This is a genomic window from Pseudomonas sp. GW821-FHT07G06 (assembly GCF_058986625.1).
On the sequence record NZ_JBYSVW010000001.1, the window covers coordinates 558,171 to 582,177 of the forward strand.

Sequence of the window (24,007 nt, forward strand, 5' to 3'; positions counted from 1 at the left end):
GTGGTTTGCGGTGTTCAGAAACCCGAGATCAGCCCCTTCGATCCAGCAGATTCACCACCACCCGATCCACCCATCCCCACACCCGCTGCTTGACCCGTTTCCACAGTGGTCGGCGCTTCCATTCCTCCAGGCTGACTTGCTCGCTCAACCCGAAATCCCGTTCGAAACTCGCCGCTACCGCTCGGGTCAATCCGGGGTCCAGTGCTTCCAGGTTGGCCTCCAGGTTGAAGCGCAGGTTCCAGTGATCGAAGTTGCACGAACCGATGCTCACCCAGTCGTCGATCAGGACCATTTTCAGGTGCAGGAAACACGGCTGGTATTCGTAGATCTTCACCCCGGCCTTGAGCAGTCGCGGGTAGTAGCGATGCCCGGCGTAGCGCACGGAGGGGTGATCGGTACGCGGGCCGGTGAGCAGCAAGCGCACATCCACGCCGCGGGCAGCCGCCCGGCGCAGGGAACGGCGGACTTTCCAGGTCGGCAGAAAGTACGGCGTGGCCAGCCAGATCCGTCGTTGACCACTGTTCAGGGCGCGCACCAGCGATTGCAGAATGTCCCGGTGTTGACGGGCGTCGGCATAGGCCACCCGGCCCATGCCCTCGCCACTGGACGGTACACGAGGTAACCGCGGCAAGCCGAAATGCGAGGCCGGTCGCCAGGCGCGACGATGGCGGTTGGCGATCCACTGACGATCGAACAGCAGCTGCCAATCGAGCACCAGCGGGCCGGTGATTTCCACCATCACTTCGTGCCATTCGCTGACGTCTTCGCCCGGCGTCCAGAACTCATCGGTGACCCCTGTGCCGCCGACCACGGCCAGGCTCTGGTCCACCAGCAACAATTTACGGTGATCGCGGTAGAAGTTGCCGACCCAGCGCCGCCAGCTCAGGCGATTGTAGAAACGCAGCTCCACCCCGGCGGCCATCAGTCGCTGGCGCAAGGCCAGGGTGAAGGCGAGGCTGCCGTAATCATCGAACAGGCAGCGCACCCGCACACCGCGCTCGGCGGCCTGCACCAATGCCTGGACCATGGCTTCGGCGCAGGCGCCTGCCTCCACCAGATACAGCTCCAGCTCCACCTGTTCTTCAGCCCGGGCAATCGCCACCAGCATGCGCGGGAAAAACTGCGGGCCATCGATCAGCAGTTCGAAGTGGTTGCCTTCGCGCCAGGGAAAAATCGCTCCGGCCATGTCAACGCGCCGTGAAAATCAGCACCGCACCCACCGGCACCGAAAGACTGATGGCCGAGAGGCCGGCCATTTTGCGCAACGTTTCCAGACCCGGTGCCAGATCGAAATCTTCGGCGTTGATCACCAGCGGTTCGAGGGTCACCACCTGGAAGCGCCGGTCATCGAGACGGGTGGCCAGCAGTTCGGCCTGGTACTCGTGTTGCTTGCCGTGCAGGTCGACCATCAGCGGCAGACGCAATTCCAGCTGCGCACCGGGAGCGAGGTCGTTGATCGGGCGCAGATCGATTTTCGTGGTGATCAAGGCGTCGGGGAACCGGTCGACCTGGAACAGCTCTTTGCGCATGCGTTCATCGCGCAACGGGACGCCGCTGTTGATCGACTCCAGTTCGACTTCCACCTGCGCCAGCCCTTGGGGATCGACTTTGCCGTGCAGCACCAGAAAGCGCTGCACTTCGGAAACATTGGTGTTTTTGGTGCTGACAAACGACAGGCGTGAAGATTCGCCATCGAGGTACCAGTCGGCGCGGGCCGACAATGCAGCACCCGTCAGCAGCAGAAAAACGAGGGATCGGAGGGCGGAGCGCTTGAACATAGAGACTCGTAAGGCAGAGAAACCTGTGCTGAACCTTAACCGGCCTGCCACAGGTTGCAAGAAATGTGTTGCCTTGAGTCTCTAAACCACCACAAGTTCCAAATCAGGCCATCGCCTGCTGCACATTGCCAATGGTCGTGGCCAGGCTGTTGAGGTGCAGGTTGAGTACTCGCTCCACCGGCGCCTGATCCATCGGCCAGTGCAGCGCCATGCTGCCGACCAGGCGGCCATCGGTGCGGATCGGCAGGGCCACCGCGCGAATCAGGAACGGCAGGCGTACCGGATACTCCCAGTAACCCTCGGTGCGCTGGCCGAAGCCTTGATGCAATGCCTGCTCAGTGGCGTTGAACAGGGACTCGTCCGTCATTCGCTCACGGCTGGCCAGTCGCTCCACTTCATGGCTGTCCAGCTCGCCAAGGCAGGCCCGCCCCATGGCCGAATGGAACAGGCTGGCGTGCTGGCCGACGATCTGGCAGTTGTTCGGGTATCGCTTGCGCAGCACCGTGGGGATCGCGCTTTCCATGACTTCGATCCGCTCGCCGTCAAAGCACGACAGGTCTGCCACCAACCCGGTGCGCTCACTCAACTCCAGCAACAGCGGCGCGGCGTTTTCCACCAGGCGCCGCTTGAAGCGCAGCTGGCTGTCACCAAACAGGCGCTTGGCGCACAAGCGATAACGCCGGTCGCTCAGGCCGCGATAGATCCAGCCCTGCTCCTGCAAGGTCAGCAACATGCGCGACACCGTGGCCTTGGGCAGGCTCGTCAGGTAGTGCAACTCCTCCAGCCCCAAAGCCTGATGCTCACCCAGCAACTCGACAATCGCCAGGGCGCGCTCGACGGAACGCACGCTACCGGTTTCTGCCTTGCTCTCCATAGGTTCGATTTCCCTAAGCGCAGATGGATGATCACTTTGCGCAGCAAGATGCGGGCCTGTCCGCTGGGCTCATGCATTTTGCAGGCAACCGGGCGGGCAGCGCTTGACCCACTGAGTCAACTGCTCATGGGCATAAGCCAATTGTAAAACCGCAAGGTCAGCCTGGGCCCGACCCATGATTTGCAGGCCCATCGGCAGTCCGGCGGGGTTGAATCCCACCGGCACACTCATGCTCGGCAACCCGGCCAGGGTCGGCCCGATCACCACTTCCATCCAGCGGTGGTAGGTGTCCATGGCGTGCCCGCCAACAAAGCGCGGCCAAGGGGTTTGTGCATCAAAAGGAAACACTTGGGCGGTGGGCAACAACAGAAAGTCGTAACGATCGAACAATTCGTTCAGCGCTCGATACCACTCGCTGCGACTGACCGAGGCCTGATAGACATCCGCCGCCGTCAGACGCAACCCGCCCTCGACTTCCCATCGGGCTTCGGGTTTGAGGTGTTCGCGTTTTTGCGCATCGGCATACAACCCGCCGAGGCTGCCTTGCACCAGCCAGTGGCGATGCACCAGCCAGGTTTGCCACAGGCGTTCCATGGAGAAATCCGGCTGGCAGGCCTCGACCTTGCAACCCAGTGTGGCGAAGTCCTGCAACGCCGATTCACACAGGCTCATGACGCCGGGCTCCATCGGCAGGTAGCCGTTGTAGTCCCCCAGCCAGCCGAGCCGCACATCCCTGAAATCCTGCTGCAACGACTGGTGAAATATCCCCGGATCTTCAGTCAGCGACAACGGCACGCGCGGATCGTACCCGGCCTGGGTGCCGAGCAAACGGGCAACATCGGTGACCGTACGGCCCATCGGTCCTTCGGTGGCCAGTTGCTGGACGAACATCTCAGGTCCGGGCCCGAACGGCACACGCCCCTGGGACGGACGCAATCCATAGACGTTGTTGAACGCCGCCGGATTGCGCAGCGAACCCATCATGTCGCTGCCGTCGGCCACTGGCAGCATGCGCAACGCCAGCGCCACCGCCGCCCCGCCGCTGCTGCCACCGGCAATCAAGGTCGGATCGTAGGCGTTGGTGGTGGTGCCGAACACGCTGTTGTAGGTTTGCGAGCCGAGGCCGAATTCCGGGACGTTGCTCTTGCCGATGATGATCGCCCCGCAGTCACGCACCCGCGCCACGCTGATGGCGTCGTGTTGCGCAACCTGCTCGGCGAACAGCGGTGAGCCCATCGTGGTGCGCAAACCGGCGGTGGCCGCCAGGTCTTTGACCGCCTGCGGCATGCCGTGCATCCAGCCTCGGGACTGCCCCCGGTCGAGTTGGCGATCACACTCGTCGGCCTCTGCCAGTAATGCCTCGGCCGGGCGCAGGGACACCAGCGCATTGACCTGTGGATTGAAGCGTTCGATCTGCGCCAGATACGCCTGCATCACCTCGCGACAGGACACCTGCCGCCCATGAATGGCCCGGGACAGCGCATCGGCGTCCATTTCAACAATCGGATTGCTGCTCAAGGTTTCACCCCTAAATTGAGTTCAACGGATCTTTTTGCCCGCGGTGCTTCTTGCATGCAGTAGGTGCCGAGCAACGTCAGCAAGCAGGCGAACAACACGTAGAACGATGGCGCCACCGGAGTCGCCAGGACCTTGCTCAGCCAAGTGACGATCAGCGGCGCGAACCCGCCGAAGACCATGACCGCGACGTTGTAAGCCACCGACACACCGGTGGAACGCACTTCGATGGGGAACTGCTCGGCCAGCGCGGTCGGAGCCGGGCCAAAGAAACCGCCGATCGCACTGCACAGCAACAGTTGCATCACCAGCAAACGCTCCACCGACGGCGCCGCCGCCACCCACACGTACAAGGGGTAAACCATCAGGAAAAACGCCAGGGTGAAGGCCATCAACACCGGGCGCCGGCCGAGTCGGTCCGACAGTGCGCCAGACAACGGAATGATCACGGTCATCAGCGCCACCGCGAGCATTTGCACCAGCAACACCTGATCCAGCGGCAGGCCGAGATTCTTGTGGGCAAAGGTTGGCATGTTCACCAGCACCACGTAGAACGACACGGTCGCGCCACAGGCCAGGCCCATGGACACCAGAATGCTGCGCCTGTGTTCGCGGAGCACTTGCATCAGGCTTGGGCTCGCGCCTTTGGCCTGTTTGCGTGCTTCGAGAAACTCCTCCGGTTCCTCCATGTGCTTGCGAATCCACAGCCCGACCGGGCCGATCAGCAAACCCAGCACAAAAGGAATCCGCCAGCCCCAGCTCTCCAGTGCCTCAGGGGACAGCAGGTGGGTGAACAATGCGACCATCGCCGCCCCGGAGAACACCGCCAGGCATTGCCCGACCAATTGCCACGAGCCGTACAAGCCCTTGCGGTGCGCCGGTGCGCTTTCCACCAGGAACGCCGTGGCGCTGGCGTATTCGCCGCCCGTGGCGAAGCCTTGCAGCATCCGCGCGACCACGATCAACAGTGGCGCACCCATGCCGATAGCGGCGTAGTTCGGTGCAAACGCAATCAGTGCGATGGATACAGTCATCAGGCGAATGATCATCTGCATCGCCGCCTTGCGCCCTTTGCGGTCCGAATACATCCCCAGCAGGATGCCGCCCACCGGACGCATGAAGAAGCCGACGCCGAATGTCGCCAGGGCCATCAGCAAGGAGGCGTATTCGTCGTCAGAGGGGAAAAACTGCCGGGCGATGATGCTGGCCAGAAAGCCGTAAACGATGAAGTCATACCATTCCAGCGCGTTGCCGATAACCGCGGCGACCACCTGCCGGGTGCGCGAAACGCCGGTGCTCGAAGTCTGCATGGGGGAACTCTCCAAAAACCTGTTGGGTAACGGCGGGCACGGCAGCGCGCACCCGGTCCGGCGGCAGTAGAAAGTGAGGAAATCAGGCCGGCTTGAGCCAGCTCTCGGTCAGTGCGCCCCAGTACGCGGCACCGGTCAGCAGGATGTCGTCGTTGAAGTCATACGCGGGGTTGTGGACCATCGGCCGCGACACGCCATTGCCGATGAACAGGTAGGCGCCGGGGCAACGTTGCAGCATCCAGGCGAAGTCTTCGCTGCCCATGAGTTTGGGGGTATTGCCATCGACCGCATCGGCACCGACCAGATCAACGCCGACTTGCCTGGCAAATTCGGTTTCGGCTGCATGGTTGACCAGCACCGGGTAGGCCGGACGATGTTCGATGCGCGAACTGCAACCGAAACTCCGGGCCTGGGATTCGATGATTGCGCGCACGCGTTCGAGGGTCTGCTCGCGCACTTGGGCATTCAGTGCCCGCAAGCTCAGGCGCAGGATCGCCTGTTGTGGAATGACGTTGGCCGCCTCCCCCGCCTGCAACGCGCCCACCGTGACCACCGCCGCCTGTTGCGCATCGATGTTGCGCGCGACCACGGTCTGCAGGGCCATGACCACGCTGGCCGCCGCCACCAGCGGATCGACCGCCAGATGCGGCATCGAACCGTGGCCGCCGACACCTTCGATGGTCACGTTAAGCAAATCCTGCGAGGCCATCATCGGCCCCTCACGAAAACCCAAATGGCCGGCGGGTAGCCCCGGCATGTTGTGCATGCCGAACAGCGCATCGCAGGGGAAACGTTCGAGCAGGCCATCGGCAAGCATCGCTTCGGCACCGCCCTGGCCCTCTTCGGCAGGCTGGAAAATCAACGTCAGGGTGCCGTCGAACTGGCGTGTTGCCGCCAGGTAGCGCGCCGCGCCCAGCAGCATCGTGGTGTGGCCGTCATGCCCACAGGCGTGCATGCAACCCTGATGCTGGCTGCTGTAGATTGCACCGGTGTTCTCGATGATCGGCAGCGCATCCATGTCCGCCCGCAAACCGAGTCTTCGCGGGCTACTGCCATTACGCAGCACGCCGACTACACCGGTCTTGCCGATGCCGGTGTGCACCTCGTAGCCCCAATCCGCCAGGGATTTGGCCACCAGCGCCGAGGTGCGGTTTTCCTCGAAGCCGAGTTCCGGGTGGGCGTGGATGTCCTGGCGGGTGGCGTGCAGATCGCTGGCCACGTCGTTGAGCCAGGCAAGGATGTGCTGATATCGGGTCATGACAATTGTCCTCGGGCCGGGTGTAGTCCCGTTCTTGTTGTTCGCAGTGATTTCGCGACACGTCAAAGGCAGGTCGCGCTCACTGCCAGATAACCGCGAGTCGCGCGCCAGGACAATCGAATGTGGTTCCACAGAGTGGAACCTGAAGGGATATCAGGGCTGCAAGCGGCAGCCCTGGCGCTCGCTGACCCATACCGCGCCGTTGCTGCGGCCCATGCCGCTGACCGTGACACGCTTGCCGGCCGGGTCATCGGTAAAGCCGCTGGCGGGCAGCCACTGTTTCACATAACCGCGGCAGTACTCGGTGTCATTGTTCATCACGTAGCGGCACGAACAGTATTCCTTGGCGGTGTAGGCGCTGATGATGTCGGGGAACGCCCACAGCGCCTCACGCTCGCGCCAGATCCAGCCGAGCAAGGCGATCAGCACAATCAGCAATAGCGAACTGACCGGTCGACGACGGATGAACCCGGTCATGGCTGCACCTTCCCGGCAAAGGCCTTGAGCGCGAGCCTGAGCAATTCGTTGTGCCGGTAACTGCCGTCGCGGTCATCGCCGTAGCGGACGATCACCAGCTGTTCGCTGGGAACCACATACATCGCCTGCCCCCAATGCCCCAGTGCAGCGAAGGTATCGACGGGGGCATCGGGCCAGGGTTGTGCCGCGCCCTCAACCGCTCGATTGAGCCACCACTGGCCGCCGGGGACGGCATCGTCTTCGTGGGCATGATAGTGAGCGAACGGCTCGCGGTTGAACGCCACCCAGTCCTTGGGCAGCAGCTGCCTGTCTCCCCAGCGCCCCTCGCGGGCCATCAACAGACCGACCCGGGCCAGATCCCGTGCCGTCAGGTAGGCATAGGACGACGCGACGAACGTGCCGGTGGCATCGGTTTCCCAAACGGCGTGGCGAATGCCCAGCGGTTCGAACACTGCAGTCCATGGATAGTCGGGATAGCGGTCGGGGCCGACGATGGTTTTCAGCGCGGCGGACAACAGGTTGCTGTCACCGCTGGAGTAGCGAAAGGCCTGGCCCGGCGCAGCGTACGCAGCATGCGCCGCAGTGAACGCGGCCATGTCGTGGTGCCCGCGGGTGTAGAGCATGGCCACCACCGAAGATTTCAGTGGGGCGTATTCGTAGTCTTCTTGCCAGTCCAGGCCTGAGGCCCAGTGCAGCAAGTCAGCCATGGTCATGTCGGGATGTTTTTGCAGGGGCTGATAAAACTTCGCCACCGGGTCACCGAGCTTGAACAAGCCTTCGCCATAGGCCACGCCGAGGACGGCGGCCATCAGGCTCTTACTGATCGACCAGGTCAGGTGCGGCGTCTCGGCCGTCGTCGGGCCGGCATAGCGTTCGTAGAGCAACTGGCCGTCGCGGATCACCAGCAAGGCATCGGTGCGAATGCCCTGGTGAGTGCTGTCATCGCGGGGCGGGAAGGCGTAGGCCTCCAACGCTTGAAGCGCCGGGCCGGTCGGCGTCGGGGCAGTCGGCCATTGCTCGGCGGGCCAGTACTCGGCCCGGGCCGTGAAGCTGAGCAACAGCAGGACAATCAGGGACAAGCCTTTGGGCATGGCGGGGGCTCACAGGGAATAACCGGGTCAGCCTAGCCCAATTAAATGACACTCACGCGACCCTTGTAGGAGCTGCCGAAGGCTGCGATCTTTTGATCTTGCTTTTAAAAACAAAGTCAAAAGATCGCAGCCTTCGGCAGCTCCTACAGGGATCGTCAAAGGTCTGTCAGTGCCTTGGCCAACCGCTTGCCCCTCGCCCCCGCGGCCAGATCCATCACCGCCTGATCGCGCTGCCACATCGCCGCCCACTCCGGCGGTCCACCGGCCAGCGCCTCATTCACCTCGGTCTTGAGCACGTCAAACTGCGCGAACAACCCGCCAAGCACCACATGCCCGGCCAGACTGGTCGGTGGCTGGCGGCTGGTTTCCGCGCACCCTGCCAACAGCCCCAGCAGACGCAATTGCAAGGATTGCGGCCAGGCACAGTCCTGACCGACCCCATACAGCCACGCCGTCATGGCACTCAGTACATAGATGTCTTCCAGTGTGCGGAACGGTTTGACATACGCATCCCAGCCGTCCCCGGCGAGCAATTCGCACAAGGCATTATCCAGAAACAACCGGCCGTGGCTGATGTCCGGCATCAACGGGATCGGCGCCAGTTTTTCCACCCGCACGCCCGGCTCATCGCGATAGATCACCGCCAGGCTCAAGCGCGGGTCGGCGCCGGGCTCCTCGCTGCGTGCCGCCACCAGCAGCCAGTCGGCGGCATTGCCGGCGGTGACGAAATCCTTGCGTCCGCTCAGTCGCAAACCGCTCAGGCGGGTCTGCATGTCGGCCGGGCGCAGGCTGCGCTGTTCGGTGGCGCACAGCGCGCCGAGGCTCAGTGGCGCGCTCGGCCAGAGCATGCGCAATGCCGCTTGATACCCCACCAGAAACGCCAGCCCCGGCGTTGCCATCAGCCGCCCGCCCAGCACGGCCAATTCAAACGGCGTGCCCGTGCCCAACTGCTGCAACAAGGTCGCGAAACCTTCGGCCAGGTCCGGGTTGGCGGGCAAGCGATCACGGCGGTTCAACAGGGTTTGCCAGGGCATAAGAGGCTCCTCGTGGGCTGTCATATAAGCATCACCAAAGCTTAATGGCGATGACACCGGGGCTACATAGCCTGACTTTGCACAACACGGCTAGACAAAGAAAGTCGATTCGCTGTAGCCCAAAGACGGGTGAGCAGCCTGCACGGAGATTCGCCATGACTCAGATCGCCCGCATCAGCGACACCGCCAACGAACGCCGCCTGCAAGCCGAACGCCTGGTGGGGGCCGAGGCGCTGCAGGAAGCCCAGGCCTTGCGTTTCAACGTGTTCAGCGGCGAATTCAACGCCAAGCTCAAGGGCGCTGAACTGGGTCTGGACATGGATGACTACGACGTCCACTGCGCCCACATCGGCGTGCGTGACTTGAACACCGGGCGCCTGGTGGCGACCACCCGCTTACTCGACCACACGGCTGCCAGCAGCCTGGGCAAGTTCTACAGCGAAGAAGAATTCAGCCTCCACGGCCTGGTGCACCTGCAAGGCCCGATCCTGGAAATCGGTCGTACCTGCGTCGACCCGGCCTACCGCAACGGCGGCACCATCGCCGTGCTCTGGGGCGAACTGGCCGAAGTCCTGAACCAGGGCGGCTACAGCTACCTGATGGGTTGCGCGAGCATTCCGATGCAGGATGGCGGCGTGCAGGCCCACGCGATCATGCAGCGTCTGCGCGAACGCTACCTGTGCACCGAACACCTGCGCGCCGAGCCGAAAAACCCGCTGCCAAGCCTGGACATCCCGTCCAACGTGATTGCCGAGATGCCACCATTGCTCAAGGCCTACATGCGCCTGGGCGCGAAGATCTGCGGCGAGCCGTGCTGGGACGAAGACTTCCAGGTCGCCGATGTGTTCATCCTGCTCAAGCGCGACGAACTCTGCCCGCGCTACGCCAAACACTTCAAGGCGGCTGTGTAATGAGCCGGTTGCGGGTGTACGCGCGAATCGCGCGAGTGCTGATGGTGGTGACGCTGGGCCTGGGCATGGCCAGTGTGTTCGGCGTGTTCGAACGCCTGGGTCTGGCCCATTCGATGGCGCGTCGTCAGCGCTGGTCGCGTTTTTTCATGGCCCGCCTGGGCAACGCCCTGCCCTTTGACGTGACCGTCCACGGCGAGCTGCCGAAGACACCCATGCTCTGGGTCAGCAACCATGTGTCCTGGACCGACATTCCGCTGCTGGGCATGCTCACGCCGCTGTCGTTCCTGTCCAAGGCCGAAGTGCGCACCTGGCCGGTGGCCGGCTGGTTGGCGGCCAAGGCCGGCAGCCTGTTTATCCGCCGTGGCTCGGGTGACAGCCAATTGATCCGCAAGCAGATGACCCGCCATCTGGAACAGGCCTACCCACTGCTGATGTTCCCGGAAGGCACCACCACCGATGGCCGTTCGCTGCGCACCTTCCATGGTCGCCTGCTGTCCGCCGCCATCGACTCCGAAGTGGCGCTGCAGCCGGTGGCTATCCGTTATGTACGTGACGGCGAGCCTTGCGCGCTGGCGCCGTTCATTGGCGACGATGATCTGCTGTCGCACCTGATGCGTCTGTTCGCCAATGACCGTGGCGGCGTGGAGATTCATCTGCTCAAGCCAATCGCTTGTGAAGGTCGGGAGCGCGCGGCACTGGCGTTCGAGGCCCAGCAGGCGGTGCAGAAGGCGTTGTTCGGGACTGTCGTTGAACCTCAGCGAGCACCGATGCGCCCTGCCATTGCGGCGTAAACACATACCCCTTGTGGGAGCGAGCTTGCTCGCGATAGCGGATAATCATTCAACGATGATGTTGACTGACCCACCGCAATCGCGAGCAAGCTCGTTCCCACACTGGTTTTATGTTGTTGGATAGTTCCGGGCAAAATCCTGTAACTGCGGATAGAACAACCGAAAGTCCTCGCTCAACGGTTCATACAACTGCCGCAATTCCTGCATCGCCGCCGCCAGTTCCTCCGGCCGGGTCAGGCGCCGCGAGATCCCGCGCAACACCTGCTCCAGCACTTCGAATTCCTGATACGAGCCCAACCAGTCATTGGCCACCATGTGCGGCGCAATCTTCGCCAGCCGCTCCGGCAGTTGCCGCTCACTGGACAGCACGCGGTACACGTCCGAGGTGAACAGCTCCAGCGGCCGGTCGGCATACAGCTTCCAGTCCCGCGCCAGGCAATGGTCGAAAAACACGTCGAGCACGATCCCCGCATAGCGACGACGGGTCAGGGAGAAACGCGACAACGCGACATCCACAAGAGGATGACGATCGGTGAACACGTCGATGCTGCGGTGCAACTGGATAGCCCCTTCGATGTCCGGAGCGAACTGCCCTTGCAGGCGTCCCTTGACGAAATCGCCATACAGGCTGCCGAGCAATTGGCCGGGACGCTGGCCACCGAGGTGAAGATGTGCGAGATAGTTCATGGGCGCAGCTTAGCACTGCCCCCTTGCCTTGTTACACTCAACGTATCGTTATAACTCGATATACCGAAATGTGAGCTGGTCAGAGCCAAATCATATTTGTATATCGCGAAATACCGATTTAAAGTTCGCCTCATCGCGATATAGCGTTTTAAACATCACGAGCCCACATCATGACCATCAATCTCGACGAAATAATAAAAGCCCTGGCACACCCAGTACGGCGAGAAATCCTGCACTGGCTCAAGGACCCGACCGTCGAATTTCCCGACCAGTCCCACAGCAACGAGCACGGCGTTTGCGCCGGGCAGATCGATCAACGTTGCGGCCTGTCGCAGTCCACGGTGTCGGCACACCTGGCGACCCTGCAACGCGCCGGCCTGATCAGCAGCCGAAAAGTCGGCCAGTGGCATTTTTTCAAACGCAATGAGGAAACCATTCAGGAGTTCCTCAAAACCTTCAGTAAAGAGCTCTGACCCTTAACGTCAGTCAGCCGAAAAGGAATTAGACATGCCCCTCTCGCTACTCATCCTGGCCTTGAGTGCCTTCGCCATCGGCACCACCGAGTTCGTCATCATGGGCCTGCTGCCCAACGTGGCGGCCGACCTCGGCGTGTCGATTCCCGGTGCCGGCTGGCTGGTGACCGGTTACGCCCTGGGCGTGGCCATCGGCGCGCCGTTCATGGCGCTGGCCACCGCCAAACTGCCGCGCAAGGCCGCCCTGGTGGCGTTGATGGGCATCTTCATTATCGGCAACCTGCTCTGTGCAGTGGCTGGCGACTACAACGTGCTGATGTTTGCCCGTGTGGTCACCGCCCTGTGCCACGGTGCCTTCTTCGGCATCGGTTCGGTGGTAGCTGCCGGCCTGGTGCCGGCGAACAAACGTGCCTCGGCCGTGGCCCTGATGTTCACCGGCCTGACCCTGGCCAACGTCCTTGGCGTACCGCTGGGCACCGCCCTCGGTCAGGAAGCCGGCTGGCGTTCGACCTTCTGGGCCGTGACCGTGATCGGTGTGATTGCGCTGATCGGTCTGATCCGCTTCCTGCCGGCCAAGCGCGATGAAGAAAAACTCGACATGCGCGCCGAACTGGCCGCACTCAAGGGCGCTGGCATCTGGCTGTCCCTGAGCATGACCGCGCTGTTCGCCGCCTCGGTGTTCACCCTGTTCACCTACGTTGCGCCGCTGCTGGGCGAAGTCACTGGCGTCTCGCCCCGTGGCGTGACCTGGACCCTGATGCTCATCGGCCTGGGCCTGACGGTAGGCAACATCATCGGCGGCAAGCTGGCCGATAAAGGCATGGCCGCAACCCTGATCGGTGTGTTCGTGACCATGGCCGTGGTGTCCACCGTGCTGACCTGGACCAGCGTCGCGCTGATCCCGACCGAAATCACCCTGTTCCTCTGGGCCACCGCGTGCTTCGCCGCCGTACCGGCGCTGCAAGTGAACGTGGTGACGTTCGGCAAAGCCGCACCGAACCTGGTGTCGACCCTGAACATCGGCGCTTTCAACATCGGCAACGCCCTCGGTGCCTGGGTCGGCGGCAGTGTGATCGCCCATGGCTTCGGCCTGACCAGCGTGCCACTCGCCGCAGCCGTACTGGCGGTACTCGCCCTGCTGGTCACCCTGATTACTTTCCGTCAGAGCGGCAATCCCGATCTGGCACCAGCTACCAACTAATCACCTGAAACCTCACGAGGGTTGTACTTCATGACGACTATTTTCGATCCAATCAAACTGGGCGACCTCGAGTTGGCCAACCGCATCATCATGGCACCGCTGACCCGCTGCCGCGCCGACGAAGGCCGTGTACCCAACGCGCTGATGGCCGAGTACTACGTGCAGCGTGCGTCCGCCGGGCTGATCCTCAGCGAGGCGACTTCGGTGACACCGATGGGCGTCGGCTACCCCGATACCCCGGGCATCTGGTCCAACGATCAGGTACGTGGCTGGTCCAACGTGACCAAGGCCATCCATGGCGCGGGCGGCAAGATCTTCCTGCAGTTGTGGCACGTGGGTCGCATTTCCCACGGTTTGTACCTGAACGATGAAGCCCCGGTCGCCCCGAGTGCCATCCAGCCCAAGGGCCACGTCAGCCTGGTGCGTCCGCTGGCCGACTTCCCTGTTCCGCGCGCCCTGGAAACCGCTGAAATCGCCGACATCGTCGACGCTTACCGCGTCGGCGCCGAGAACGCCAAGGCCGCCGGCTTTGACGGTGTGGAAATCCACGCCGCCAACGGCTACCTGCTCGACCAGTTCCTGCAAAGCAGCACCAACCAGCGCACCGACAACTATGGCGGTTCCCTGGAAAACCGTGCCCGCCTGCTGTTGGAAGTGACTGACGCCGCCATCGAAGTCTGGGGCGCCGGCCGTGTAGGTGTGCACCTGTCGCCACGCGCCGACCTGCATGATATGGGCGACGACAACCTGGCCGAAACCTTCACCTACGTCGCCCGCGAACTGGGCAAGCGTGGCATCGCCTTCATCTGCTCGCGCGAGAAAGAAGGCGCCGACAGCCTCGGCCCACAACTCAAGGAAGCCTTCGGCGGCCCCTACATTGCCAACGAGCGTTTCACCAAGGACAGCGCCAACGCGTTGCTCACCAGCGGCAAGGCCGATGCGGTCGCCTTCGGCGTCCCCTTCATCGCCAACCCGGACCTGCCGGCACGCTTGAAGGCCGACGCACCGCTCAACGAAGCGCGCCCGGAGCTGTTCTATGCCAAGGGCCCGGTCGGCTACATCGACTACCCGACGCTGTAACCGTAACTGGAAACGCAAAAGCCCCGACTCGAAAGAGCCGGGGCTTTTTTATTTCAAACAACTCGACAATTTGACTATTCCGTCCCCACAACTACATCACCACATAATACGCAATAAAACCAAACACAATCGGTCGGTCTTTAAAGTTAACCTTTCTCGACCGAGCGTTAATGTTAATCAAACACACCCAAGGAGTCGTCTCATGGAAGAGAACACAAATACTGAAACAAACACTGCGGGCTACGAAGACTTTGAGGCCTACGACATCATTCAGGAGGTCGATCTGGTTTCTCTGAATTCGACACTGCTGTCAATCCTGATGCAAATGAACCCGATCCTTGCCGCCACCCTGCAAGCTACGCTAGCCGGGTTATCCGCAGAGGAAATCATAAAGCTTGCAGAGCAGTCCAGGATTGACGAAAGTTATTTGAACTACATCCAGCAAGCCAAAGAGGATGAGCAAAACGAATGGAGCTCCATCTCGCGCATCAAGTCATACACGAGTGTTCTGATCACTATATTCAATAGCTCGAACGAAGCGTTTTCGTTGCGTTATGCAGACTGGGATTACAGTGGATACGAAACATCGGACTTCGACATTCAACCTCTGGAACACATGTGCTTCACACTGAGCCATGAGATACCAGCAGTTTATTCCTCGAGAAAAAACAAGCGTCCAACCAGCATCAATTACAACTTTTCCTTGGGAAGCGCCTCGCACGCGTTCGAGTTTTCAACACTGATCAAGCTCCAGAAAAAATATGATGCCTTTTCCTTCTCGCAACCGACCATTCCTTATAGAAAACATACAGTCCGTTCTATCGGCAACAAACCGCTGAAATGCAGCTCGCACATCTCACGAACGCTTGCGCAAAGTCCCTACAGCTATGCTGTTGCCATTACCCTTGGATGAAATGACCGCATGGTTCAAGAAAGCGCCTGCAACGGGCGCTTTTCAAATTCAGCTACAGCATCTTTTCAGGGGAGCTTCGCGCCTTTTCACCTGCGGGCAACAATTTTCCTACAAAATAGGCGGCTATCCGACTGTCAACACGGAAAGTGACCGTATATAAATGCCCCCTTGTTCATCCACAGGCTTGGTGCGGCATACACCGGATCCACAGCCGAGCATGAAGTTTGTTTCATTTGCGCAGGCTGGGACTCAATCGCAGCATCTCCAAACCTGTATCGACCCATCGCTCAGCCTCGCTGTGCAATTGAAAGCTGTCGGGGGCCAGCAACCACTGGTACAGGATGCCATCAATATAAGCATGCAAACTGATCGCAGCGCGGGCGGTGTCGAGGTTTTCCGGCAACTGGCCACGATTCACCGCATTACTCAGCGCCAGGCCGATCCGCACATTGCATTCGAGGCTGGCTGACACACGCTGTTGGCGCAGGTCGCACATTTCATCGGTGAATTCGCACTTATGAAAAAGAATCTCATTGATGCGTCGGGTTTTCGGGTCCAGCGCAATTTGATGAAACAAATGAATCAGCAGCTTGCGCATGCAGCCCAGGGGATCGAGTTCGTCTTCACTCTCGCTGGCCTTGGCCATTTCTTCCAGCGGCTCATGCAAGGTGTCGAGCATGGCCTGCACCAGATCCGCCTTGTTGCTGAAATGCCAGTAAATGGCCCCACGAGTGACGCCGGCCAGGGTGGCGATATCCGCCAGGGTCGTACGCGCCACGCCTCGCTCGTAAAAGGCCTTTTCGGCCGCCACGAGAATTTGCGCGCGGGTTTCCTGAGCTTCCTCTTTGGTACGACGGACCATGGCAGTACAACCTCAATCAAGGTGCTTCAGCGATGTCTGAATATCAGCTGAATAAAAGTGGGGCGAACGTTCTGGGGGTTCGTCCCCGGCCTACAATTCCAACCTTTCAACGGCTTTTGTAACGACGCTGATACGCAGCCTGGGTATTTACAAACAGCCATGTACGTAAGTATATTACTTAGCATGCTACTTATCCACTCGGCAAACATATTTCAACCTTCCACCTTTCTAGTGCGCACGTTGCGCGCCTGACCCGAGGATTTTCATGCAATTCAAGCCAGCTGTTACCGCTCTGGTCGCCGCCGTCGCCCTGGCATCGCTGCTCAGCGGATGCAAAAAGGAAGAGGCAGCACCGGCCGCCCCACCGCCTCAGGTCGGCGTCGTGACTCTGCAACCGCAAGCGTTCACCCTGACATCCGATCTGCCCGGCCGTACCAGTGCGTTCCGCATTGCCGAAGTCCGTCCTCAGGTCAACGGCATCATTCTCAAGCGCCTGTTCAAGGAAGGCAGCGACGTCAAGGCCGGCCAGCAGCTCTATCAGATCGATCCATCGGTCTATGAAGCGACATTGAAAAGCGCCGAAGCCAACCTGCGCTCGACCAAGTCGATTTCCGACCGCTACAAGCAACTGGTCGACGAGCAGGCTGTAAGCCGTCAGGAATACGACACCGCCGTGGCCAACCGCCTGCAATCGGAAGCCGCACTGCAAACTGCTCAGATCAACGTGCGCTACACCAAGGTCTATGCCCCGCTGACCGGCCGCATCGGCCGCTCCTCGGTGACCGAAGGCGCGCTGGTCAGCAATGCCCAGGTCGATGCGATGGCGGTGATTCAGCAAATCGACCCGATCTACGTCGACGTGACGCAGTCCTCGGTCGAGCTGCTGCAACTGCGCCGCGAACTGGAAAGCGGTCGCCTACAAAAAGCCGGCGACAACGCGGCCTCGGTCAAGCTGACCCTGGAAGACGGCAGCGATTACAAGCTGGACGGCAAGCTGGAATTCTCCGAAATCTCGGTTGACCAGACCACCGGTTCCGTCACCCTGCGCGCCATTTTCCCGAACCCTGACCACACCCTTCTGCCTGGCATGTTCGTGCACGCCAAGTTGCTGGCCGGTGTGAACAGCGCGGCGATCCTGGCCCCGCAGCAAGGCGTGACCCGCGACCTCAAGGGCACCCCGACCGCTCTGGTTGTCGGCCCGGACAACAAGGTCGAACTGCGTCAACTCAAGGCCAACCGCACCGTCGGCAACCAGTGGCTGATCGAAGACGGCCTGAAGGCCGGCGATCGCCTGATCACCGAAGGTCTGCAATTCGTCAAACCCGGCATCGAAGTCAAGGCCAGTGAAGCGACCAACGTAGCCGTAAAGAGCCCGGCCCCCGCTCAGACAGCTGATAAAGCCTCTGGCGGAAAAGGGGAGTAAACCATGTCGAGATTTTTTATCGACCGTCCGATTTTCGCCTGGGTGATTGCCCTGGTGATCATGTTGGTCGGGGCACTATCGATCCTGCGGTTGCCGATCAACCAGTACCCGAGCATTGCGCCTCCGGCGATCGCCATTTCCGTGACCTACCCGGGTGCTTCGGCACAAACGGTACAGGACACCGTCGTTCAGGTGATCGAGCAACAGCTCAACGGTATCGACAACCTGCGTTATGTCTCGTCGGAAAGTAACTCCGACGGCACCATGACCATTACCGCGACCTTCGAGCAAGGCACCAACTCCGACACCGCGCAGGTTCAGGTGCAGAACAAACTGAACCTGGCCACCCCGCTGCTGCCGCAGGAAGTGCAACAGCAAGGTATCCGCGTCACCAAAGCGGTGAAGAACTTCCTGCTGGTGATCGGCGTGGTGTCGCGTGACGGCAGCATGACCAAGGACGACTTGTCCAACTACATTGTGTCGAACATGCAAGACCCGATCTCGCGGACCGCCGGTGTCGGTGACTTCCAGGTGTTCGGTTCGCAGTACGCCATGCGTATCTGGCTCGACCCGGCCAAGTTGAACAACTACAACCTGACCCCGATCGACGTCAAGACCGCCATCGCGGCGCAAAACGTCCAGGTGTCGTCCGGTCAGCTCGGCGGCCTGCCTGCCCTGCCCGGCACCCAGTTGAACGCGACGATCATCGGCAAGACCCGCCTGCAGACCGCGGAGCAATTCGACAAGATCCTGCTCAAGGTCAACAAGGACGGCTCTCAGGTTCGCCTCAAGGATGTTGCCGAAGTCGGCCTGGGTGGCGAGAACTACAGCATCAACGCCCAGTTCAACGGCGCCCCGGCTTCCGGCCTGGCGGTGAAACTGGCCACCGGTGCCAACGCGCTCGATACCGCCAAGGCCCTGCGCACGACCATCGACAGCCTCAAGCCGTTCTTCCCGCAAGGGATGGAAGTGGTGTTCCCGTACGACACCACGCCGGTGGTGACCGAGTCGATCAAAGGTGTGGTTCACACCCTGGTCGAAGCGATCGCACTGGTGTTCCTGGTGATGTTCCTGTTCCTGCAAAACTTCCGCGCCACCGTGATCACCACGATGACCGTGCCGGTGGTATTGCTCGGTACATTCGGGATCCTTGCGGCTGCCGGTTTCAGCATCAACACCCTGACCATGTTCGGTATGGTGCTGGCCATCGGCTTGCTGGTGGACGACGCCATCGTCGTGGTGGAAAACGTCGAACGGGTGATGAGCGAAGAAGGCCTGTCACCGAAGGAAGCCACCAAGAAGTCCATGGGCCAGATCCAGGGCGCACTGGTCGGTATCGCCCTGGTGTTGTCGGCGGTTCTGCTGCCAATGGCGTTCTTCAGCGGTTCCACCGGTGTGATCTACAAGCAGTTCTCGATCACCATCGTCTCGGCCATGGCCCTGTCCGTACTGGTCGCGCTGATCTTCACCCCGGCGCTCTGCGCCACCATGCTCAAGCCGATTCCGAAAGGCGAGCACGGCGTACCCAAGCGTGGTTTCTTTGGCTGGTTCAACCGCAATTTCGACCGCGGCGTTCGTGGCTACGAACGCGGTGTGGGCAATATCCTGCAGCGCAAGATCCCGTACCTGCTGGCGTACCTGCTGATCGTAGTGGGCATGATCTGGCTGTTCACCCGCATTCCAACGGCGTTCCTGCCGGAAGAAGACCAGGGTGTACTGTTCGCCCAGGTGCAAACCCCGGCCGGCTCCACAGCCCAGCGTACCCAGGTGGTCGTGGATGAAATGCGTGAATTCCTGCTGCGCCCGGGCAAGGATGGCGGCGAAGGCGATGCGGTGAACTCGGTGTTTACCGTGACCGGTTTCAACTTCGCCGGCCGTGGCCAGAGTTCGGGTATGGCGTTCATCATGCTGCGTCCGTGGGACGAACGTAACGCCGACAACAACGTGTTCAAGGTGGCGGCCCGTGCCCAGCAGCACTTCTTCACCTTCCGCGATGCCATGGTGTTCGCCTTTGCACCACCGGCGGTACTGGAGTTGGGTAACGCCACCGGTTTCGACGTGTTCCTGCAGGACCGCGCCGGTATCGGCCACGAAAAACTGATGGAAGCGCGCAACCAGTTCCTTGGCATGGCCGCACAAAGCAAGATCCTGTCTCAGGTGCGTCCGAACGGCCTGAACGACGAACCGCAATACCAACTGGAAATCGATGACGAGAAGGCCAGTGCCCTGGGTATTACCATCGCCGACATCAACAACACCCTGTCGATTGCCCTGGGCAGTAGCTACGTCAACGACTTCATCGACCGCGGTCGGGTGAAGAAGGTTTACGTGCAAGGCCAGCCAGGCTCCCGAATGGGCCCTGAAGACTTGCAGAAGTGGTACGTGCGCAACGCCCAGGGCACCATGGTGCCGTTCTCGGCATTCGCCAAGGGCGAGTGGATCTACGGTTCGCCGAAACTGGCCCGCTACAACGGCGTGGAAGCGATGGAAATCCTCGGCGCCCCGGCACCGGGTTACTCCACCGGTGAAGCGATGCTCGAAGTCGAAGCCATTGCCAAGAAATTGCCGGCCGGTGTCGGTATTTCCTGGACCGGCCTGTCGTACGAGGAACGTCTGTCCGGTTCGCAAGCGCCGGCGCTGTACGCCCTGTCGCTGCTGATGGTGTTCCTGTGCCTGGCGGCGTTGTATGAAAGCTGGTCGATTCCGATCGCGGTGATGTTGGTGGTACCGCTGGGGATCATCGGTGCGCTGATGGCCACCAGCCTGCGCGGGTTGTCCAACGACGTGTACTTCCAGGTAGGCCTGTTGACGACTATCGGCCTGGCGGCGAAAAACGCCATTCTGATTGTCGAATTTGCCAAGGAGCTGCACGAACAGGGGCGTAGCCTGCGCGACGCGGCAATCGAAGCCTGCCGCATGCGTCTGCGACCGATCATCATGACCTCCCTCGCCTTCGTTCTGGGTGTGGTACCACTGGCGATATCCACGGGCGCAGGTTCGGGTAGCCAGCATGCAATCGGTACCGGCGTGATCGGCGGTATGATCACGGCCACTGTGCTGGCGATCTTCTGGGTCCCGCTGTTCTTCGTCACCGTGTCGTCCATTGGCCAGCGTAAGATTGCCAATCCGGATGACGCTACTGAAACTCCTAAAGAGGCTGGCTAATGAGCAAGTCGCTACTCTCCCTGGCAGTCGCCGCCTTCGTGCTCGGTGGCTGCTCGCTGATACCTGATTATCAGCAGCCCGAAGCACCGGTGGCAGGGCAATACCCGCAGGGCCCGGCGTATTCGCCGGCCCAGGCACCGGCGCAAGCCGCTGCCGAGCAGGGCTGGAAGCAGTTTTTCCACGACCCGGCGCTGCAACAGCTGATCAAGGTCGCCCTGGAAAACAACCGTGACCTGCGTGTCGCGGCCCTGAACATCGACGCCTTTGCGGCTCAGTACCGCATCTCCCGCGCCGACCTGTTCCCGGCCGTTTCGGCCAACGGCACCGGCAACCGCCAGCGCCTTCCGGCTAACGCGTCGCAGACCGGCGAAGCCGGCATCACCAGTTCCTACTCGGCAACGGTAGGCGTCAACGCCTACGAACTCGACCTGTTCGGTCGGGTTCGCAGCCTGAACGAGGAAGCGTTGCAGAAGTACTTCGCCACCGAAGAAGGCCGGCGCAGCACGCAACTCAGCCTGGTGGCCAGCGTCGCCAACGCCTACCTGACCTGGCAGGCCGACAAGGAACTGCTGAAAGTTACCCAGGACACCCTCGCCGCGTTCGAGGAGAGCTACAAGCTCACCGCGCGCAGCAACGAAGTGGGGGTCGCCTCGGCCCTGGACCTGGCGCAATCGCGGACCTCGGTGGAAAATGCCCGTGCGCAACTGGCCCGTTACACCCGCCAGGTCGCCCAGGATGAAAACAGCCTTGTACTGCTGTTGGGTACCGGCGTCCCGGCTAACCTGCCAGCGGCCAAACCGCTGAACGACGATCTGTTGGCCGAAGTACCGGCCGGCCTGCCGTCGGACCTGCTGCAACGTCGTCCGGACATCCTCCAGGCCGAGTACAACCTCAAGGCGGCCAACGCCAACATCGGCGCGGCACGGGCGGCGTTCTTCCCGAGCATCAGCCTGACCGCCAACGCCGGGACCCTGAGCCCGGACCTGTCCGGCCTGTTCAAGGGCGGTTCGGGTACCTGGCTGTTCCAGCCGCAGATCAACCTACCGATTTTCAACGCCGGCGCCCTGAGCGCCAGCCTGGATTACTCGAAGATCCAGAAAGACATTGGCGTGGCGAACTACGAGAAGTCCATTCAAACGGCCTTCCAGGAAGTCGCCGACGGTTTGGCCGCACGCGGGACCTACACCGATCAGGTACAGGCACAGCGTAATCTGGTCAGTGCCAACCAGGACTACTACCGCCTGGCCGAGCGTCGTTATCGCATCGGTGTCGACAGCAACCTGACATTCCTCGATGCCCAGCGTCAGCTGTTCAACTCCGAACAGAATCTGATTACCGATCGCCTGGCGCAGTTGATCAGTCAGGTCAACCTGTACAAGGCACTGGGCGGTGGCTGGAACGAACAGACGGCGAAGAACGAGCCGTTGAAGGAAGAAGCGCCGAAGATGAAGTATTTCTGATAGCGCTGTGAGAACACGAAGCCCACCGATTGGTGGGCTTTTTGTTGGCTGCGGGAAAAGGTGTGTAGTCAGGCATGGCCTCTTCGTCGGAACGCCGCCCGGAGCAAGCCCGCTCCCACATGAACCGGGCAGTCGACTGCGGGAGCGGGCTTGCTCGCGAATGGGCAGGTCCATAACCCACATAAACCTGGGCCAAGGTTATGTTCGATAATCGCCCAAAACCCGCTTTCAGCAATTGAACCATCCAGTACATTCCACGCACCATCCGAACCACAAAACCAATAACAACAGGTTCGACACCATGCCCCCGCGCCCTGCCCTCCCCGGCTGATCCGCTTCGCTTTTCATGATTTCGACTGTTCGTCTGCAACCCCCGGGTTGCGGCATTACCCCGTTTCATTCCCAAGAATTAGAGAGACCCGAGCCCATGACGCCTTCTCCCGCGCCGTACTTCGTTCCCAGCCTGATCGCCATTGCCCTGGCCTGCGCGGCCCTGCCCGCCAGCGCCGAGGAGTCGGGCTTTGTCGAGGGCGCCAAGGTCAACCTGAACCTGCGTAACTTCTACATCAATCGCAACTTCACCAACCCGACCAAGGCCCAGGGCAAGGCTGAGGAGTGGACGCAGAGTTTCATCCTCGACGCCAAGTCCAGGTTCACCCAGGGCACTGTCGGCTTCGGCATGGATGTGCTGGGTTTGTATTCGGTGAAGCTCGACGGAGGCAAAGGCACCGGCGGTACGCAACTGCTGCCGCTGGACCATGACGGCCGCCCTGCAGACAACTTCGGCCGCACCAACGTGGCGTTCAAGGCGAAGCTGTCGCAGACCGAAGTCAAGGTTGGGGAATGGATGCCGGTACTGCCGATCCTGCGCTCCGACGACGGTCGTTCGCTGCCGCAAACCTTCCGTGGCGGCCAGATCACGTCGAAGGAAATCGATGGTTTGACGCTCTACGGCGGCCAGTTCCGCCAGAACAGCCCGCGCGACGACAGCAGCATGAGCGACATGTCGATGACCGGCAAAGCCGCGTTCACCTCCGATCGTTTCAACTTCGAGGGCGGTGAGTACGTGTTCAATGACAAGCGCACCCAGATTGGCCTGTGGAACGCCGAGCTCAAGGACATCTACAGCCAGCAGTTCGTCAACCTGATCCACAGCCAACCGCTTGGCAACTGGACCCTGGGCGCCAACCTGGGTTTTTTCTACGGCAAGGATGACGGCAGCGCCCGGGCCGGTGAGCTGGACAACAAAACCCTTTACGGTATGTTCTCGGCCAAATACGGCGGCAACACCTTCTACGTCGGCCTGCAGAAACTCACCGGCGACAGCGCCTGGATGCGGGTCAACGGCACCAGCGGCGGCACCCTGGCCAACGACAGCTACAACTCCAGCTACGACAATGCCCGGGAGAAATCCTGGCAGGTGCGCCACGACTACAACTTCGTCGCCCTTGGCGTACCGGGCCTGACCCTGATGAACCGCTACATCAGCGGCGACAATGTGCACACCGGCAGCATCACCGACGGCAAGGAATGGGGACGTGAGTCGGAACTGGCCTACACCGTGCAAAGCGGCGTACTGAAAGACTTGAATCTGAAATGGCGCAACTCGACCATGCGCCGGGATTACAGCAATAACGAGTTCGATGAGAACCGGTTGATCATCAGCTATCCGATCAGCTTGCTGTAAACACAAAACAAATGTGG

General features: G+C 61.1%; 21 protein-coding genes. 10 read left to right on the forward strand and 11 right to left on the reverse strand.

Annotated elements, in window-relative coordinates; genetic code table 11:
• Nucleotides 1-28: 28 nt before the first annotated feature.
• The 9 genes from AC3WJW_RS02485 to AC3WJW_RS02525 form a co-directional block, all read right to left on the reverse strand.
• Nucleotides 29-1,186 (reverse strand): phospholipase D-like domain-containing protein, encoded by a 1,158-nt coding sequence (locus tag AC3WJW_RS02485; RefSeq protein ID WP_116580190.1) that lies wholly within the window; start codon nucleotides 1,184-1,186, stop codon nucleotides 29-31.
• 1 nt (nucleotide 1,187) lies between these two features.
• A complete protein-coding gene (locus tag AC3WJW_RS02490; protein WP_493725002.1) occupies nucleotides 1,188-1,778 on the reverse strand; it encodes a YceI family protein in 591 nt (196 codons plus the stop codon).
• A gap of 103 nt (nucleotides 1,779-1,881) precedes the next feature.
• Nucleotides 1,882-2,652, reverse strand: coding sequence for an IclR family transcriptional regulator (locus tag AC3WJW_RS02495; protein ID WP_493725003.1), 771 nt, complete (start codon nucleotides 2,650-2,652; stop codon nucleotides 1,882-1,884).
• A 69-nt stretch (nucleotides 2,653-2,721) separates the two neighbouring features.
• Nucleotides 2,722-4,170 (reverse strand): amidase, encoded by a 1,449-nt coding sequence (locus tag AC3WJW_RS02500; protein WP_493725004.1) that lies wholly within the window; start codon nucleotides 4,168-4,170, stop codon nucleotides 2,722-2,724.
• On the reverse strand, nucleotides 4,167-5,477 hold the full coding sequence (locus AC3WJW_RS02505; protein WP_218501590.1) for a citrate-proton symporter: 1,311 nt from the start codon (nucleotides 5,475-5,477) through the stop codon (nucleotides 4,167-4,169). Before AC3WJW_RS02505 ends, AC3WJW_RS02500 begins: the two co-directional genes overlap by 4 nt.
• An 82-nt stretch (nucleotides 5,478-5,559) precedes the next feature.
• Entirely contained in the window at nucleotides 5,560-6,735 is a 1,176-nt protein-coding gene (locus AC3WJW_RS02510) for a M20 aminoacylase family protein (RefSeq protein WP_493725005.1), read from the reverse strand.
• A 153-nt stretch (nucleotides 6,736-6,888) separates the two neighbouring features.
• Nucleotides 6,889-7,212, reverse strand: coding sequence for an amidase (locus tag AC3WJW_RS02515; RefSeq protein ID WP_493725006.1), 324 nt, complete (start codon nucleotides 7,210-7,212; stop codon nucleotides 6,889-6,891).
• Nucleotides 7,209-8,303, reverse strand: a complete 1,095-nt coding sequence (locus tag AC3WJW_RS02520; protein WP_493725007.1) for a serine hydrolase domain-containing protein — start codon at nucleotides 8,301-8,303, stop codon at nucleotides 7,209-7,211. Before AC3WJW_RS02520 ends, AC3WJW_RS02515 begins: the two co-directional genes overlap by 4 nt.
• Before the next feature lie 155 nt (nucleotides 8,304-8,458).
• Nucleotides 8,459-9,337 (reverse strand): acyl-CoA dehydrogenase family protein, encoded by an 879-nt coding sequence (locus AC3WJW_RS02525; protein WP_493725008.1) that lies wholly within the window; start codon nucleotides 9,335-9,337, stop codon nucleotides 8,459-8,461.
• A 155-nt stretch (nucleotides 9,338-9,492) separates the two neighbouring features.
• On the opposite strand from AC3WJW_RS02525, the gene olsB reads away from it, so the two are divergent.
• Together olsB and AC3WJW_RS02535 are read left to right on the forward strand one after the other, a co-directional pair.
• Nucleotides 9,493-10,248, forward strand: coding sequence for an L-ornithine N(alpha)-acyltransferase (olsB, locus tag AC3WJW_RS02530; RefSeq protein WP_007976720.1), 756 nt, complete (start codon nucleotides 9,493-9,495; stop codon nucleotides 10,246-10,248).
• Nucleotides 10,248-11,039, forward strand: a complete 792-nt coding sequence (locus AC3WJW_RS02535) for a lysophospholipid acyltransferase family protein (protein WP_007976719.1) — start codon at nucleotides 10,248-10,250, stop codon at nucleotides 11,037-11,039. Before olsB ends, AC3WJW_RS02535 begins: the two co-directional genes overlap by 1 nt.
• 108 nt (nucleotides 11,040-11,147) lie before the next feature.
• On the opposite strand, the gene AC3WJW_RS02540 is transcribed toward AC3WJW_RS02535, so the two are convergent.
• On the reverse strand, nucleotides 11,148-11,726 hold the full coding sequence (locus AC3WJW_RS02540; RefSeq protein WP_493725009.1) for an acyl carrier protein phosphodiesterase: 579 nt from the start codon (nucleotides 11,724-11,726) through the stop codon (nucleotides 11,148-11,150).
• A gap of 170 nt (nucleotides 11,727-11,896) precedes the next feature.
• Between AC3WJW_RS02540 and AC3WJW_RS02545 the strand changes: the two genes are divergently transcribed.
• The 4 genes from AC3WJW_RS02545 to AC3WJW_RS02560 all read left to right on the forward strand — a co-directional run bounded on the left by AC3WJW_RS02545 (nucleotide 11,897) and on the right by AC3WJW_RS02560 (nucleotide 15,393).
• The gene (locus tag AC3WJW_RS02545; protein WP_007983055.1) at nucleotides 11,897-12,199 is read left to right on the forward strand and encodes an ArsR/SmtB family transcription factor; all 303 of its coding nucleotides are present in this window, start codon (nucleotides 11,897-11,899) and stop codon (nucleotides 12,197-12,199) included.
• 34 nt (nucleotides 12,200-12,233) lie between these two features.
• Nucleotides 12,234-13,400 carry an MFS transporter gene (locus tag AC3WJW_RS02550; RefSeq protein WP_493725010.1) on the forward strand — a complete coding sequence of 389 codons (1,167 nt, stop codon included), beginning with the start codon at nucleotides 12,234-12,236 and terminating at the stop codon, nucleotides 13,398-13,400.
• Nucleotides 13,401-13,430: 30 nt separating this feature from the next.
• Nucleotides 13,431-14,480 (forward strand): alkene reductase, encoded by a 1,050-nt coding sequence (locus tag AC3WJW_RS02555; protein ID WP_102701037.1) that lies wholly within the window; start codon nucleotides 13,431-13,433, stop codon nucleotides 14,478-14,480.
• Nucleotides 14,481-14,682: 202 nt separating this feature from the next.
• A complete protein-coding gene (locus AC3WJW_RS02560) occupies nucleotides 14,683-15,393 on the forward strand; it encodes a hypothetical protein (RefSeq protein ID WP_493725011.1) in 711 nt (236 codons plus the stop codon).
• 229 nt (nucleotides 15,394-15,622) lie between these two features.
• Here the strand turns inward: AC3WJW_RS02560 and emhR are convergent, their stop codons facing one another.
• Nucleotides 15,623-16,255 carry an efflux system transcriptional repressor EmhR gene (gene emhR, locus AC3WJW_RS02565; RefSeq protein ID WP_493725012.1) on the reverse strand — a complete coding sequence of 211 codons (633 nt, stop codon included), beginning with the start codon at nucleotides 16,253-16,255 and terminating at the stop codon, nucleotides 15,623-15,625.
• A gap of 265 nt (nucleotides 16,256-16,520) precedes the next feature.
• Here emhR and AC3WJW_RS02570 point away from each other — a divergent pair, with 265 nt between their 5' ends.
• The 4 genes from AC3WJW_RS02570 (at nucleotide 16,521) to AC3WJW_RS02585 (ending at nucleotide 23,990) form a co-directional block, all read left to right on the forward strand.
• The gene (locus AC3WJW_RS02570) at nucleotides 16,521-17,678 is read left to right on the forward strand and encodes an efflux RND transporter periplasmic adaptor subunit (protein WP_493725013.1); all 1,158 of its coding nucleotides are present in this window, start codon (nucleotides 16,521-16,523) and stop codon (nucleotides 17,676-17,678) included.
• A gap of 3 nt (nucleotides 17,679-17,681) precedes the next feature.
• Nucleotides 17,682-20,843 carry an efflux RND transporter permease subunit EmhB gene (emhB, locus tag AC3WJW_RS02575; protein ID WP_102701034.1) on the forward strand — a complete coding sequence of 1,054 codons (3,162 nt, stop codon included), beginning with the start codon at nucleotides 17,682-17,684 and terminating at the stop codon, nucleotides 20,841-20,843.
• Nucleotides 20,843-22,303 carry an efflux RND transporter outer membrane subunit EmhC gene (gene emhC, locus AC3WJW_RS02580; RefSeq protein WP_493725014.1) on the forward strand — a complete coding sequence of 487 codons (1,461 nt, stop codon included), beginning with the start codon at nucleotides 20,843-20,845 and terminating at the stop codon, nucleotides 22,301-22,303. The genes emhB and emhC overlap by 1 nt, the downstream gene beginning before the upstream one ends.
• 427 nt (nucleotides 22,304-22,730) lie before the next feature.
• A complete protein-coding gene (locus AC3WJW_RS02585) occupies nucleotides 22,731-23,990 on the forward strand; it encodes an OprD family porin (RefSeq protein ID WP_493725015.1) in 1,260 nt (419 codons plus the stop codon).
• Nucleotides 23,991-24,007 lie beyond the last annotated feature (17 nt).

Bases quoted from the DNA above. Each gene is read 5' to 3' on its own strand.
- AC3WJW_RS02490 (WP_493725002.1), bottom strand. From the start codon at position 1,778: ATGTTCAAGCGCTCCGCCCTCCGATCCCTCGTTTTTCTGCTGCTGACG.
- AC3WJW_RS02515 (WP_493725006.1), bottom strand. From the start codon at position 7,212: ATGACCGGGTTCATCCGTCGTCGACCGGTCAGTTCGCTATTGCTGATT.
- AC3WJW_RS02555 (WP_102701037.1), top strand. From the start codon at position 13,431: ATGACGACTATTTTCGATCCAATCAAACTGGGCGACCTCGAGTTGGCC.
- AC3WJW_RS02535 (WP_007976719.1), top strand. From the start codon at position 10,248: ATGAGCCGGTTGCGGGTGTACGCGCGAATCGCGCGAGTGCTGATGGTG.
- AC3WJW_RS02550 (WP_493725010.1), top strand. From the start codon at position 12,234: ATGCCCCTCTCGCTACTCATCCTGGCCTTGAGTGCCTTCGCCATCGGC.
- emhB (WP_102701034.1), top strand. From the start codon at position 17,682: ATGTCGAGATTTTTTATCGACCGTCCGATTTTCGCCTGGGTGATTGCC.
- emhR (WP_493725012.1), bottom strand. From the start codon at position 16,255: ATGGTCCGTCGTACCAAAGAGGAAGCTCAGGAAACCCGCGCGCAAATT.
- AC3WJW_RS02485 (WP_116580190.1), bottom strand. From the start codon at position 1,186: ATGGCCGGAGCGATTTTTCCCTGGCGCGAAGGCAACCACTTCGAACTG.
- AC3WJW_RS02540 (WP_493725009.1), bottom strand. From the start codon at position 11,726: ATGAACTATCTCGCACATCTTCACCTCGGTGGCCAGCGTCCCGGCCAA.
- AC3WJW_RS02560 (WP_493725011.1), top strand. From the start codon at position 14,683: ATGGAAGAGAACACAAATACTGAAACAAACACTGCGGGCTACGAAGAC.
- emhC (WP_493725014.1), top strand. From the start codon at position 20,843: ATGAGCAAGTCGCTACTCTCCCTGGCAGTCGCCGCCTTCGTGCTCGGT.
- AC3WJW_RS02525 (WP_493725008.1), bottom strand. From the start codon at position 9,337: ATGCCCTGGCAAACCCTGTTGAACCGCCGTGATCGCTTGCCCGCCAAC.
- olsB (WP_007976720.1), top strand. From the start codon at position 9,493: ATGACTCAGATCGCCCGCATCAGCGACACCGCCAACGAACGCCGCCTG.
- AC3WJW_RS02545 (WP_007983055.1), top strand. From the start codon at position 11,897: ATGACCATCAATCTCGACGAAATAATAAAAGCCCTGGCACACCCAGTA.
- AC3WJW_RS02510 (WP_493725005.1), bottom strand. From the start codon at position 6,735: ATGACCCGATATCAGCACATCCTTGCCTGGCTCAACGACGTGGCCAGC.
- AC3WJW_RS02495 (WP_493725003.1), bottom strand. From the start codon at position 2,652: ATGGAGAGCAAGGCAGAAACCGGTAGCGTGCGTTCCGTCGAGCGCGCC.
- AC3WJW_RS02570 (WP_493725013.1), top strand. From the start codon at position 16,521: ATGCAATTCAAGCCAGCTGTTACCGCTCTGGTCGCCGCCGTCGCCCTG.
- AC3WJW_RS02520 (WP_493725007.1), bottom strand. From the start codon at position 8,303: ATGCCCAAAGGCTTGTCCCTGATTGTCCTGCTGTTGCTCAGCTTCACG.
- AC3WJW_RS02585 (WP_493725015.1), top strand. From the start codon at position 22,731: ATGACGCCTTCTCCCGCGCCGTACTTCGTTCCCAGCCTGATCGCCATT.
- AC3WJW_RS02505 (WP_218501590.1), bottom strand. From the start codon at position 5,477: ATGCAGACTTCGAGCACCGGCGTTTCGCGCACCCGGCAGGTGGTCGCC.